The sequence below is a fragment of the Paenibacillus lentus genome (genome assembly GCF_003931855.1).
Classification (GTDB): Bacteria; Bacillota; Bacilli; order Paenibacillales; family Paenibacillaceae; genus Fontibacillus; species Fontibacillus lentus.
On sequence record NZ_CP034248.1, the window covers coordinates 4,443,503 to 4,456,995 of the forward strand.

A 13,493-nucleotide genomic window follows, 5' to 3' on the forward strand; every position below is an offset into this window, starting at 1 on the left:
AATCCCTCCGCAACCTATATATGATAAATGAGTCCGCCCTGTTGATCGATGTCATAGGGCGTTTCTTGATACACATAGTAGTTCAGCCAATTGGAGAATAATAAGTTAGCATGGGACCTCCAAGTAGATTTCGGGGGACGTGACGGGTCATCGTTGGGGTAATAGTTAACAGGAATCGCAATATCTAGCCCTTTAGCCACATCGCGATCATATTCCCATTTCAATGAGCAAGGATCATATTCGGAGTGTCCCGTTACGAATATTTGCTTGCCGTCTTTCGTCGCTACGAGATAAATGCCCGCTTCTTCGGATTCAGCTAAAATATCAAGCTCCGGCACCTTCTCAATGTCGCTGCGTTCAACGTCCGTATGCCGCGAATGAGGTACTTGGAACACCTCATCAAAGCCTCTAAGCAATTTGACATTTGGAATGTTCACTGTATGCGGGTACACACCGAAGCATTTTTTCGCAAGAGGAATTTTTCTAACCCCGTAATGGTAGTATAAACCAGCTTGGGAAGCCCAACAAATATGCAGGGTTGAAGTGACGTGCGTCTTGCTCCACTCAAAGATCCCTTTCAGCTCTTCCCAGTAGTTTACTTGTTCAAATTCCAGTTGCTCGACCGGGGCGCCCGTAATGATCAATCCGTCAAAACGCCGTGACTTGATTTCGTCGAATGTCTTATAGAACATTTCAAGATGCTCAGCCGGGGTATTTTTGGATATATGGGAACGCGGATGGAGAAGGACGATTTCCACCTGCAATGGTGTATTCCCGAGCAAACGTAAAATTTGTGTTTCGGTTGTCTCCTTCGTCGGCATGAGGTTCAGGATGGCGATTCGCAGCGGACGTATATCTTGTCTGTAAGCCCGGGACTCATCCATAACGAATATGTTCTCATTCTCCAGTATTTCTTTCGCCGGTAAGTGATCAGGAACTTTAATTGGCATACTCTCTTCAACTCCTTCTCTGAACAAACATTGTCGTGTGCGTTGTCATCCTATCGTAGAAAGCGACGGCATTCTATACAAGAAAAACCTTTCTCAGTTAGAGAAAGGTCTTCATTATAATTATGAATGCGCCTCTCTCATCTCTCAGAGACCGCAAGCGCTCCCGCTTGACGGTTCTGCAAGAATTAGCACCGTACGATTAAATCGCCGGTTGCCGGGTATCATCGGGCCAGTCCCTCCACCTACTCTTGATAAGATTTCGCCATATTTAATTATTCATGGAACACTTCAGTTCCCTGAGAACACTTTAATGTATAAAGAGACTTCCGTCAAGAACCCAGCGGTAATCACCTTCCGCCCTTTTCCTTCATAAGCTGAAAAATAGCCCTGCATATATAAGAATGGCTTGATCATGCCAAATGTCTAGGGTTATACTAGACAAGTGTTAATTAACAATAAGGCAAAGAGGTGAAACCGATTATGGAAGGCGACCCGAGTCCGCAGAGAACTGCCCCACAACAACAATGTATAGGAAACCGATCAGCAGAGCGCTCACGGATGATTTGGGGCTCTTTCGTTTTCGTTTCCCGGTGTTTTATAAAAACGCCTTTTTAGGCGTTACCGGCTGCTGATCCTTTTCCTATGCTTGCTAGAGCATATAAATCCGACAGGATTGGGGAAAAGGAGAGTGGAACCATTGAAGATTCGTCATGTTAAAGACGGCGTATTTACAACGGTTGATAATGTGGAACTGACAACCACAGCACCGAAGGAAGGCTTTTATTGGATTGATGCGGACGGTGAGGATCTCAAAATTTTGCAGCCGCTATTCTCCCTGCATGACTTGGCTGTAGAGGATTGCTTAACGGAGGAAGAGCAGCGTCCGAAAATTGAAACGTATGATAACCATTATTTCATTGTCGTTAACAGCATCCGCTTCGATGATGAAGAAATCTTCCTACGAGCCTTGAACATCTTTCTCGGCCGACATTACATTATCACGGTTACTAAGCAAAAGATCAACGAGCTACGAGCAGTTAAACCGATCTTGTGGGAGCAGGAAGTAAGCGAGCCTGACCGCTTCCTCTACTTGCTCATTGACCTTGTCGTGGACAACTACTTTACGGTCAGCGACCGGATCGAAGTGAAGATCGAGAAGCTAGAAGAGGATATTCTGATGCATACAAAACGTTCCCATCTTAGCGAAATTATCGGTCTGCGAAGTGAAATATTGTGGTTGAAAAAGATGCTGGGGCCGCAAAAAGAAGTTATCAATATTTTAAATAAAAAGGATTTGCGTTTGATCGATGATCAATTACAGAAGTATTTCAGCGATATTTATGAGAACGCCGTGAAAATCTCGGAGAACTTCGAGACGTTCCGCGAGCTGATGGGCAACTTGCGAGAAGCCTACCAATCCTCGATCGCCAACCGGGCGAACGAGATTATGCGTGTGTTCACCGCAATCACGACGATATTCATTCCGCTGACTTTAATTACAGGTATATACGGAATGAACTTTGACCATATGCCTGAGCTGCACTGGAAATATTCTTATTACGTGGTGCTTGGGATCATGATCGTTCTCGGCGCAGGAATGTATTACTTGTTCCGCAAGCGGGACTGGATTTGAGGGTTGATCCTAGGACGAAAGCTTCCGATTGTCGGATTATAGCTTTCGTCCTTCTCTTTAAGACCAACTCTAGGCTTCAGCAAGTCTGCTATCCAGCGTCCCGTACACTGTTTCTATCCCGGCGGTAACGGATTCGAATCAGGCGAAGGCGTTCATAGAGCCGCTCCCGCTTCTCTCCCTCAGCCGCCTCTTCACCGTACACCCGCTGCAGCACAGGCTTCAATAGAGCATCCCCGAGTTCTTCATAGGCCTGCATGACCGCGGCCTGCTCATGATCAGGCATCTCCTCCAGCTCGCTCTTCACCAGTTGCTCCGTGCTGTATCCATCCTTCTCGAGTTCCTCGAGCATTTCAATGATTTCCCTGCGGCCCAGAGCGACCCGCTCTCGAATCTGCTCCACGTTGAGGCCTTCGGCGATGCCTTCAAGCAGCCTTCGGCGTGCTGCATACTTCTCCATCTCAGCCCTGAATTTCGCCTCCTTCTGCTTATACATCCAGGAACGCAGTGTCTCCTGATCTACCGCTTCCTCTACCCAATCCAATGGAAATGAGGTCGTTCGAGCGTGGTTACGAGTCATTGCAAGCAATTCCTCGCCAAACTCAGCCGCCTTATTCTGTCCAACCCCAGGGAGCTGCTGCAGCTCTTCCAGAGTATGCGGCAAAAATACGCTAATCAGCCTGAGCAGGCGATTGCTCGCAATCAGATATGGAGCCTTACGATCTGCTGCAGCCTTCTTCCTTCTCCAATTGCACAACTCGGTATAAAAGGGGGGATTCTCGTGATGCTCGCTATAACAGATCAGCTTCTGGGCAGTTATCGCTTTGCCGCGAAGCTGTTCTTTTTCCTCCCAAATTCCCTCGATTGTAGGCTGGAAGCCTTCCCCTAGCTTAATGACCAAGCGATGACGATACACATGGAGCATCTCCGACCAGGATGAACCCTCATACCATATGTGCTCCTGCTCCCCTTCGGCCGTAATCTCATTCCATCCCATGCGCCACATGCTGTCTTCCTCTCCCATCCAGACTTGCGCGCTGCCAATTACAGCGCCAGCCTCTCGCTTCTCCAAGCTGTTCAAAAAAATGATCCGCACCATTCTTCCCCTCCTTATAAGTTCAGTATTGAACGGACGTCCTGTGATCCTCTTTTCGAAAATGCACGCAAAAAAGCACCCCTCTGTAAAAAATACAGAAGAGGTGCTTCCTCCATTCATATACTGTTATTTCCAATAATACCATTTTTCAATGGACTGTCAATGCCTGAGATGTTTTTCCCCACAAGCCTATAATATCCGCTATAATGTCTAAGAGTAATAGATTGGCTTTGTTGACCGCACTAATCGTACAAGGAGGCAAAATCAATGACTGACCAACACAAGGAGTTGGATTTCCTTTCCGACAGTACAGAAAGCACCTCTACAAGGTTTGTAACCTTTATTGGCGAATCCCTTAAGCGGTTCGATCTGGCCGTTACCACGACAAACCGTTTTTACGGAAAAAAGCTGGTTACAGATTTACAAAGCGGCAAGACCGCCATTTTAGGCACAGATGACTTGGAGGAAGATGGTTATCTGGAGCATATCTACAATCTTGAGGAAGAAGAAGCCGAAGAATTGAAATCCTTCCTCTACCAAGTTGTAGGCGATGCCTACTTCACCGACTAAACGCGTTTCTTAGCTTCAGCTAGAACCTCATCCGATCTCCCTGCATGCTTGCATAAACTACGGAATAACGACATCTACCGCCAATTTCTTGGCGGTAGGATGCTACTCGCATGAAACTCTCCCGGTAAGAGAATTTCAGCCATATCATCATTTTTTTAAGCCTGATCCGAATACGAGTGTGTTGCTGAGAGATCTACCGGCATTGGTCAGCAATTTTCCTCCCCCGTATAAAGCCGTAGAGGCGCAGCCGATCGTTGTGCCGTTTCCACCTTTATGCATCACTCTGTTATTATCGATAAGCATGCCATATGGATCCGGAGGCCCTCCGTACGCTTCGAAAAAAGCACCATTGATCGTAGCCTCTGCGCCATATCTCTTAACGATCGCGGTGAAATCCTCTGTACTGCCGACCTGTCCCTTTGCCAGGCCCACCGCAACGGGTGTACCTTTTGGGATACGGACGGTTTGCACGGTAAAGCTCTTTTCCCCTATTTTTACCTTCTTCGTTTCTTGCTTAATGCTTGGCGCCTTGGCTGCCACGCTTCCTGAGCTGGGACTGATCACAGCTACAAACAAGGAAAGCTATCAGGACCGAAGCCCAACCCCTCCCATTCTGCTCACTCATTCGCGGCTGCTACCCCCATCCAATTGCAAATGCTCGCCATTTCCAGTTCTTCGAACTTAGCAGCAACCTGAGCATGATTCAACTCAAGACGGCATGCCTCCTGATCGCATACCAGTTCAACATCGCAGCGAATTTCCGCAAGCTGTCTGGATAAATGCAGCATGTCAAGATCAGCCTCAATCTTGCTTCGAATCGATTTAGACAACTTATCCAGATGATTTAAAATGCCCTCAACGGACCCATACTCGAGAACCAGCTTCAACGCAGTCTTCTCACCAATCCCGCGAACTCCGGGATAATTATCACTTGTATCCCCCATCAATCCTTTAAGATCGACGATTTGCGCAGGAGTAATCTGTTTCTCCTCCATTAAGATTTGAGGAGTATAAACACTATAATTGCCGTGACCTTTTTTCATAATAATCACGCTTGTCGTCTCGCTAACTAATTGGAGCATATCGTGATCGCCCGTCAAAATTAAAACATCCATGTTAGGCGTGCCAAAACGTGTGGCAAGCGTGCCGATACAATCGTCAGCCTCATATCCGATCGCGCTTATGTTTGGTATCCCCAGGCTATCCATCACATCCTGAATGACGGAAAATTGAGGAACCAGGTCCTCCGGGGCTTCCGAACGATTGCCCTTATAAGCTGCGAATTGCTCCGTTCGGAACGTCTTGCTGCCGAGATCCCAGCAACAGGCTACATGGGTCGGATTAAATTTCTGCACGGCATCCCAGAAATACCTCATGAAGCCGTATACCGCATTCGTCGGCAGCCCGGCCTTAGTTCTACGAATATAGCCCGTGGCTGCGGACGCGTAATAGGCACGGAACATGAGTGCCATACCATCCACAAGCAAAATGCTATCTTTACCTCTTGGTGCAATTGTCAAATTACTCTCTCCCTGCATCGAGCTGGCTGCTATTTTCCCCATACCCGTTCATATTCCTCCGTTTTAAAACCAACCGTTACTTGTTTCCCGTTGCTTACAAGAGGACGCTTGATCAGCATCCCGTTAGAGGACAACAAGGCAATCTGTTCCTCACGCGACAAACCTGGCAGCTTGTCCTTCAACCCTTCCTGTCTGTATACTTCTCCAGCTGTGTTAAAAAACTTCTTCAGCTCAAGCCCGCTCAGATCGATCCATTCCGTTAATTCCTGTTCACTGGGCGGCGAATCCTTAATATGACGGAGCTCCAATTCATGTCCTTGCGCCTCCAGCCACTTCACTGCGTTACGGCAGGTACTGCATTTTGGATATTGATAAACAATCAGCTTACTCATCGCTTTGAAACCTCCTAAATCCAAATTCTCTAATATTTGTGTTGATATGTGTTCAAGCGCCTGCACAGGCGCGCTTTATGCTAAACCGCTCAGAGCCTGCTCCAAACGCTCCATATCCGGCGGAAAGGGCGCATAAAAGGTCATGTATTCTCCGGTTAACGGATGGCGAAATCCCAGCTCTGAGGCATGGAGCGCCTGACGCTCGATCAGCCCCTCCAGTCCTCCGCCTTGATCCGCAGACAGTACGCCCTTGTTTTGCACTAGATCATTGCGTGTTCCGCCCCCCGGGTACATCTTATCTCCAATAAGCGGGTGGCCAATCGAAGTCATATGCACTCGAATTTGATGCGTTCGGCCAGTTCCCAGCTGAAGCTCAACCTTAGAAGCGGGCCCCATAATTTGAACCGTTGAATAGTGAGTTAGTGCCGGGTAGCCGGACGGCGTGACGATACGCCGATGGGGCTCCTCGGGATCACGGTCAATCGGACCGTCGATCGTTCCCTCTTGCGGATCAGGGGTTCCATGCACGAACGCTATATATTTCTTCTCCACCTCTCCTGCAATCATCTGCTCAGAAATATGCTGATGCACGTAGGCATTTTTGGCGATGGCCAACACTCCACTCGTCTCCTGGTCCAAACGGTGCACGGGCCGGAAACGGAACATCTCCCCTTTTTCCTGCCAATAATGCACGACTCCATTCGCTAAAGTATCCGTGTAATGCCCGTGGGTGGGATGAACAATGATTCCAGACGCTTTATTCACAATTAATAGAGCATCGTCTTCATAAATGCGGTCAAAAGAGATCGGCTGCGGCAATATGTCCTCCGAAGTCTCCTTCTCCAAGGTAATTGCAGCAATATCCCCGCTCTTTACCGGCACGCTGATATACACTCTTTCCCCATTCAGCGTTATCCCCTTCTCGGTCAGTTTCAGCCTGGACATCAGCTTTCTGGACACGCCGAGGCGGCGCTGCAAAACCTTCTTTAGCTGCCAGCCATCTTCTTCATCCGTTACTTTGTATATAATAGGGTCATAATATAAAGTCATGATTTTCGACCAAACACCTTTGCACTACGCAAATATTCCGTATCCTCAACTTGCATGCGGGCGTTTGCCGTACGAGCTACGGCGAAGAAATAATCCGACAGGCGATTTAAATACGTCAGGACATCCGCATTAACCTCATGCTGCCTAGCCAATGTAACCGCCCTACGCTCGGCCCGGCGGCATACGGTTCTGCATACATGCAATACGGCCGCCAAGCTAGTCCCTCCGGGCAAAATAAATTTTTCCAGCGGCGGATTATCGGTTTGATGTCGGTCAATCCATGCTTCCAGCCGCTCAGCCAGCTCAGCGCCGACTTTGTAGCGATCCTCGTTCAATTTAGCATAGGCCAGATCAGAACCACAATCGAACAGCTCCTGCTGGATTTGCAGCAGCTCTTCCTTCAGATCCGCCAATGTCTCGGAATCGGCATCGATCAAGCTTGCCGCCTGACCAACAAAGCTGTTCAGCTCATCGATGGTTCCATACGCTTCGATCCGTGCATCATCTTTATCTACTCTACCGCCGATAATGGAGGTTTGTCCGGCATCGCCGCTTCTTGTGTATAATTTCACCTTTATCCCCCGTTCATGCAATTTACTCTTTCCTCAAAATCTAATTCCAATATACCATAAATCAGCCCATCGAATAATTTCGCAATGCCGCACAAAAGTTCCCATCGCAAAAGACATTACCTGAACGAACATGCAGATTAAAAGTTGCCAGTAACAACCCACGTTCGCGCTGCAGTCGCACCTCTGTCCAGCATTTCCCTCCGTCCGTCAAATCCGTTGACTTAACCACATTGTTGCTGTACGCATATCAAAGAGGTGATCCGTATACGGATCACCTCTTTGCACATAACATTATCGATAGATGAGCCTGCGTTACTTCGCTTTCTGACTCTTCATAAATTCATTAATCTTTAAATCAAGCAAACTGCTGATCTCAATGACAATATCTGAGGTAAAGGACTTCTCCACTAGAAAAATTTCTTCCATTCGAGTGCGGAGCAGCTGGATTTCATCCTCCAATGTCAATGCTTGTGGTGATATCGTTTGGCCTTCATCATCTATCCATTGATTCGTTGCACTGCCTTCAGTAATATGACCGCCTATCATCTTGTACGGCATGTTGTATTCACCACAAAACAACAGATATCCCTCCCTGAGAAACTTCAAACCTCTTCCAAAACCAAATTATAGCATGATTAATGGAGCAAGATCAAATAATAAATGATAGTTTTGTTAATTACCCCCATTTATACAATTCCTCAGAGCTCAGCCTTGTTTCAACTTATGGATGAATTGGCCCATCCGGTCAAGAGCCTCGTTGATTTGATTGACCGAAGTCGCATACGAGCAACGCAGATAGCCTTCACCGCCCGCACCAAATGCAGTACCGGGGACGGCTGCCACTTTAGCCTCCATTAGCAAGCGCTGAGCAAATTCATCCGAACTAAGCCCAGTAGCTTCTATACCAGGAAAAGCATAAAAAGCACCTTGAGGCTCATGACATGATAAGCCAATGTCCCGAAGCCCTTGAACAATCAACCTTCTCCGCTGATTATAGGATTCGACCATTTGATCCTTCTCTTCCAATCCATTTTTAAGCGCCTCTAAAGCAGCTACCTGTCCCATCACCGGTGCACACATGACAGTATACTGATGGATTTTAAGCATCGCATAGATCAATTCAGGATGGCCACAGGCATAGCCCATACGCCAACCGGTCATGGCAAACGCCTTGGAGAATCCATTAACTAGAATCGTACGATCCTTCATTCCCGGAAGAGAAGCAAAGCTAACATGCTTCCCGCCATAAGTCAGCTCGGCATAAATCTCATCGGAAATAACGATCAAATCGTGTTTTTCAACTAGCTTAGCAATCGGCAGCCAGTCTTCATAGGTCATAATTCCACCCGTCGGATTGCTCGGATAATTCAAGATAAGCACCTTGGATTTAGGGGTTATTTTGGCCTGCAGATGCTCTGCCTTCAGCTTGAAGTTATCCTTTGCATAAGTTTCGATTTCTACCGGAATTCCCCCACTGATGAATGAAATCGGAGAATAGGAGATATAACAAGGAGCCGGAACAAGTATTTCATCTCCCGGCTCAATCAGCGCGCGAAGCGCCAGGTCGATCGCTTCACTCCCGCCCACGGTAACCAAGATTTCATCCTTAGGGTCATACTTTACGTCAAACCCGTTGTACAGATACTCGGCGATCGCTTCCCGCAGCTCAGGTGTACCTGCGTTGGAAGTATAGCTCGTATAGCCCCGCTCCAAGGAATAAACGCACGCTTCCCGGACATGCCAAGGTGTAATGAAATCAGGCTCGCCAACGCCTAAGGTGATAATATCTTTGCTACCGCTGGCAAGATCGAAGAACTTTCGTATACCCGAAGGCTGGATCTCTCTCACCCGGGGAGCTAGATAAGATAACATCGATTTGTCGGATTGTTGTTGCGATTGTACTGTCATAACATAACTTCCTTTACGGAGAAATCATGAGACGGCGGTCTTCTTCGGGATCTTCGAAGATAATGCCATCCTGTTTGTATTTCTTGAGTATAAAATGGGTCTTCGTCGAAAGCACGGAATCCAGCGTCGATAACTTATCGGAGACAAAGCTCGCGACCTCTTTCAATGTGCGTCCCTCAACCTCAACAAGCAAATCATAGGCTCCTGACATAAGATACACTGATTTGACCTGAGGAAACAAATAGACCCGCTCCGCAATCGCTTCAAAGCCCCGCCCTCGTTCCGGTGTGATTTGCACCTCGATCAGGGCTGTCACCTTTTCATCGTCCAATTTTCCTGAGTTGATGACCGTCGCATATTTAACAATAACGTTGTCTTCCTCAAGCTCCGTGATCGCCGCGGAGACCTCATCCGCAGTTACACCAAGTAAGGTTGCCAGCAGAGCTGGGCTTCTCCGGGCATCTTCTTTCAAAAGATCCAGCACTTTCAGTTTCAATTCGCTAAGTGGTTTCATGGCTCATCCTCCAGCGCTGTTCCGACGAACGTTTCATCATCCATCCTTGGTTCATCGGAATCTAAATTTAATACTTATATTACATGAAATTAGGATTCCTGCATAGAAAAACCGTCCATTTGGGAGAGGATCTCCCTAGATGGACGGTTCCAGCAATAGTTCTGCTTGAATGATGCAAATACGGGTGAATTAACTATAATTCTGGCTCCCCATATTTGGCTGTGAGTTAGGCTGGGAAGCCTGGACATTGCCATTAAATTGCGCCGTGCGCTGCTGCGTAAACTGCTGTACCTTCTGCTGGGTCTGCTGGGCCTCTTGCAGCTTCTTGTCTACCTCGGTTCGGATTGCCTTCGATGGGGCTGTATACATGTTATGGCTGCTCATCACTTGGAACAATTGACCTTGAAGCTGCAGCGTGCTGTCCGTTAATTGGTTAAACATTTGCCGTACAGAAGGGCATGCAGATTCTGTCGTCGCTGTCGTATATTCTCGAACGGTTCTTTTCAAATCAGCTAGAACGGCATTTAGCAAATCCTCTTCCGGAAGCAGGTTTGTATTCTGAAATTGAGAAGTCGGTGTCAAGTAAATTCCTCCTATTTAGAGTTAATGAGCTTGCGTCGGAGCGAGCGGCTGATGCTGCGAAATCGCTTGAATGAGCTGATTAATGTGCTGCTCATGAGTACGTATTTGGCTTGTAATCGCATTTTGAATGGCTGGATTCTTGGATACTGCAGAGGCGGCGGCTGTTAACTTAAGCAGTATTTCCTCATTGGAAATCGAGTCGGAAATATATTCCAATTCCTTAACCGATAGCGGCTGCATTTGTGAAGCATTCATGTAAAATTCCCTCCTGAAAGTTGGTTGCATTCACACTCAGGCATATTATGTCCAAGGGTACCCTGGATATGTAATTGCATCGAAATATACATAATTTATACATATCCCGTTGGGGGAGGGAGATCATAATCGGCATCAATTCCTTGAGCTAGGTTACCAGCAGCTTACGCATCGCAAACCAGCTCACAAGGGGAGCCGCTCCGAGTCCGGCCATCAGCCATAAGATCGTGGTCATATGGGGCGAGCGGGAATAAAAACAAATGAAAATGGCTATTCCTGCCAGTCTCCCCGCCATCATGCTTATTTCCCGCAAAACGATCAATTCTACCCTATACTCCGCATCCTTCGAATCAAGGCCTATTAAGTCAAACACCGAAGAAATCATCGGGATGATGTATAACGGCATAAACAATGATGTACCAATACCGAAAATAATCAAAGTCGTGTAGCTAACCTTCCATAACAATGGTAAGACAACCAGCGTAATCATTACTGCTCCCACTAGCATTTCCATATAGCGGTGCCGAATTGCGAGCCACTTCCCGGCAGCCCAATAAGTGATTAAAGATACTAAGGAGGTAATCAGCATATATTGTCCGACCTTCCATTCTGAAGATGTGCTTATATACACAAGCAAATTAATCAGGAATAAAAACACTCCCTCCCTAACGCCATAGGCTATAGATGCAGGAACCGCTTGCCTCCAAGGGCTGCCGGCTCTCAGTCGCCGAACGGGCTCAAGCCAGAGATATTCTCCTCCCCTTTCCCGTTTCTTCAACCAAAAGCTGAGCAGCACACCTATTCCATAGACGATTAACGATATTGTAAAAATAAACCGATACCCCTTCTCACCTGGCAGTGCAGAAATCAACCATCCTGACAACCATGGACCACTGATCCCGATCACTGATCCCATGATGCCTACCCAGCCATTAAACAGATCCCGGTTCGTTTTGTCAGTCACTTCAAAATAAACAACATTAAATGCAAGCCAGAATATCCCTGCGCCGATTCCCGATACGATGCCGAGCGGCCAAATATAATGCACCATGCGGGTACCCACGAACAGCACCAGCAAATAGAATATGCCAGATATCATGATCCCCAGCCGGAGCAAAATCATTTTATCTCGTTCCTTTACCCATTTCCCGGCAATCCAGAACGTAAGGCCGATGGCGATCTGCTGACTGAAGGCAAACCAGCCGATCATCGTGAAGTCTTGTTTGGCCTTCCATAAATAGACACTCAAAAATGTGCCTGACAGCGCCCCAGCCAGCACGAATAAACTATTAACAGCCAACAGCAAAACACATTGTCGATCCAAAGAGCTCTTCATTTCTCGCTCCTCCACAGGTTCTTTAGTTCCCTATTCCCCAGTAAGGATGCCCAAAAAAAGAAAAAAGCATGATTTTATCATGCTTTTTCGCTCACAGTCCGTATCAACGAATTCCGATCCTCTTCAGCCAAAAACCGGCTTACGCTGAAGCAGGCAGAACAAATGAATACGTTAAGCTTTATTGTATTAGATAACAGGGGAGTCGACATTCCCTTAGGTACAATAGGCTCAAAGGAACCGTCTTGGATCGACTGCTGTCCGGCATGCAGCATATACTCTCGGCAATGCGGGCATTCCGGCACCTCATCCTGTCCACCCAGTACCTTTTCCACGCCCGATTCATAAGCCAGCAGATCACCTCCGCCAGCCACAAAGCTCTCTACGCGGCGAATCGCGTCAAGATGAGGGTTGCTGCTTTCCTCCCAGTAGTCTTCCTCTTGCTCCCCATCAGCGAGCTCTGCTTCCTCCTCGAACTCTTCTTCACTTCCAAGTTGAATGTTCAAGGTTCTATATCCCTTAAGCTCATTATGACAGTAGGGGCATTCTTCCTCCGCCCCAAGTTCCTCATCCCACACTATTTCGGTTTGGCACCAGGGACAAATCGTGGTTTCCATACACAGCCCGTCCTTTCTTTATGACTTCCACAGGAAAACGATACCACCGATTAGAAACAATACGGCGGCTACAAAAATGACGCTAGTGAGATTTTTAATAAAATTTCTCATGTCGCACCTCCTAACCTATGCAGGCTCCGATCAAAAAGGAGACCGAGACAGAAACAAACATCGCTATAAGCCCTACAGCGACATTTCCATTCGCGATTTCCTCGTCGATGCGAAACACCGGGGTCAGAAACTCAAACAAAATGTAAGCTGCGAACAACAGTACGGCACCAACCGCAGACCAAATCATAAATTCATAGATCGGGGTATGAACTGCTGCATATCGAATGACGTTACTGATTCCAAGTATTTTACCGCCTGTAGCAATCGATGCCGCTACATTCCCCTTCTTAATTTCTTGCCAGCAGCGATACTTGGTTACCAATTCGAAGCAGGACAGAAATACGATCAACTCCATGACAGCGATGGAGAAATAACCTATCATTAGCCCAAACG

Annotated in this window: 17 protein-coding genes and 1 riboswitch; of the genes, 2 read left to right on the plus strand and 15 right to left on the minus strand. The window is 47.3% G+C overall.

Features of this window, described 5'->3' with window-relative positions; genetic code table 11:
* Positions 1–14: 14 nt before the first annotated feature.
* Positions 15–950, minus strand: coding sequence for a homoserine O-acetyltransferase MetA (metA, locus tag EIM92_RS20135; protein ID WP_125084360.1), 936 nt, complete (start codon positions 948–950; stop codon positions 15–17).
* A gap of 134 nt (positions 951–1,084) precedes the next feature.
* Positions 1,085–1,208: riboswitch (SAM riboswitch) on the minus strand.
* A gap of 439 nt (positions 1,209–1,647) precedes the next feature.
* Between metA and corA the strand changes: the two genes are divergently transcribed.
* Positions 1,648–2,583: a magnesium/cobalt transporter CorA gene (corA, locus tag EIM92_RS20140; RefSeq protein WP_125084361.1), complete on the plus strand. Its 936-nt coding sequence runs from the start codon at positions 1,648–1,650 to the stop codon at positions 2,581–2,583.
* Positions 2,584–2,671: 88 nt separating this feature from the next.
* Here corA and EIM92_RS20145 read toward each other — a convergent pair whose 3' ends face one another.
* Entirely contained in the window at positions 2,672–3,679 is a 1,008-nt protein-coding gene (locus EIM92_RS20145; RefSeq protein ID WP_425464168.1) for an HRDC domain-containing protein, read from the minus strand.
* Positions 3,680–3,943: 264 nt separating this feature from the next.
* Here EIM92_RS20145 and EIM92_RS20150 point away from each other — a divergent pair, with 264 nt between their 5' ends.
* The gene (locus EIM92_RS20150) at positions 3,944–4,246 is read left to right on the plus strand and encodes a DUF3055 domain-containing protein (protein ID WP_125084362.1); all 303 of its coding nucleotides are present in this window, start codon (positions 3,944–3,946) and stop codon (positions 4,244–4,246) included.
* Between the two features lie 147 nt (positions 4,247–4,393).
* On the opposite strand, the gene EIM92_RS20155 is transcribed toward EIM92_RS20150, so the two are convergent.
* The 13 genes from EIM92_RS20155 to EIM92_RS20215 all read right to left on the minus strand — a co-directional run bounded on the left by EIM92_RS20155 (position 4,394) and on the right by EIM92_RS20215 (position 13,482).
* Positions 4,394–4,786: a hypothetical protein gene (locus tag EIM92_RS20155; RefSeq protein WP_211344394.1), complete on the minus strand. Its 393-nt coding sequence runs from the start codon at positions 4,784–4,786 to the stop codon at positions 4,394–4,396.
* 77 nt (positions 4,787–4,863) lie between these two features.
* Positions 4,864–5,760, minus strand: coding sequence for a 5'-3' exonuclease (locus tag EIM92_RS20160; protein WP_425464215.1), 897 nt, complete (start codon positions 5,758–5,760; stop codon positions 4,864–4,866).
* Positions 5,761–5,795: 35 nt separating this feature from the next.
* A complete protein-coding gene (locus tag EIM92_RS20165; RefSeq protein WP_125084363.1) occupies positions 5,796–6,158 on the minus strand; it encodes an arsenate reductase family protein in 363 nt (120 codons plus the stop codon).
* A gap of 75 nt (positions 6,159–6,233) precedes the next feature.
* A complete protein-coding gene (locus EIM92_RS20170; RefSeq protein ID WP_125084364.1) occupies positions 6,234–7,208 on the minus strand; it encodes an RluA family pseudouridine synthase in 975 nt (324 codons plus the stop codon).
* Positions 7,205–7,780 carry a cob(I)yrinic acid a,c-diamide adenosyltransferase gene (locus EIM92_RS20175; RefSeq protein WP_125084365.1) on the minus strand — a complete coding sequence of 192 codons (576 nt, stop codon included), beginning with the start codon at positions 7,778–7,780 and terminating at the stop codon, positions 7,205–7,207. The genes EIM92_RS20170 and EIM92_RS20175 overlap by 4 nt, the downstream gene beginning before the upstream one ends.
* Positions 7,781–8,092: 312 nt before the next feature.
* Complete coding sequence (locus tag EIM92_RS20180; protein WP_125084366.1) at positions 8,093–8,338, minus strand: aspartyl-phosphate phosphatase Spo0E family protein; 246 nt, start codon at positions 8,336–8,338, stop codon at positions 8,093–8,095.
* 147 nt (positions 8,339–8,485) lie between these two features.
* Positions 8,486–9,688 carry an aminotransferase class I/II-fold pyridoxal phosphate-dependent enzyme gene (locus tag EIM92_RS20185; RefSeq protein WP_125084367.1) on the minus strand — a complete coding sequence of 401 codons (1,203 nt, stop codon included), beginning with the start codon at positions 9,686–9,688 and terminating at the stop codon, positions 8,486–8,488.
* Between the two features lie 13 nt (positions 9,689–9,701).
* A complete protein-coding gene (locus EIM92_RS20190) occupies positions 9,702–10,202 on the minus strand; it encodes an Lrp/AsnC family transcriptional regulator (protein WP_125084368.1) in 501 nt (166 codons plus the stop codon).
* A 189-nt stretch (positions 10,203–10,391) separates the two neighbouring features.
* Entirely contained in the window at positions 10,392–10,784 is a 393-nt protein-coding gene (locus EIM92_RS20195; protein WP_125084369.1) for a spore coat protein, read from the minus strand.
* A 21-nt stretch (positions 10,785–10,805) separates the two neighbouring features.
* On the minus strand, positions 10,806–11,039 hold the full coding sequence (locus tag EIM92_RS20200; protein WP_125084370.1) for a hypothetical protein: 234 nt from the start codon (positions 11,037–11,039) through the stop codon (positions 10,806–10,808).
* A gap of 148 nt (positions 11,040–11,187) precedes the next feature.
* Entirely contained in the window at positions 11,188–12,375 is a 1,188-nt protein-coding gene (locus EIM92_RS20205; RefSeq protein ID WP_125084371.1) for an MFS transporter, read from the minus strand.
* Between the two features lie 77 nt (positions 12,376–12,452).
* Complete coding sequence (locus EIM92_RS20210; RefSeq protein ID WP_125084372.1) at positions 12,453–12,989, minus strand: hypothetical protein; 537 nt, start codon at positions 12,987–12,989, stop codon at positions 12,453–12,455.
* Positions 12,990–13,110: 121 nt separating this feature from the next.
* A complete protein-coding gene (locus tag EIM92_RS20215) occupies positions 13,111–13,482 on the minus strand; it encodes a DUF350 domain-containing protein (RefSeq protein WP_125085292.1) in 372 nt (123 codons plus the stop codon).
* Positions 13,483–13,493: the final 11 nt, after the last annotated feature.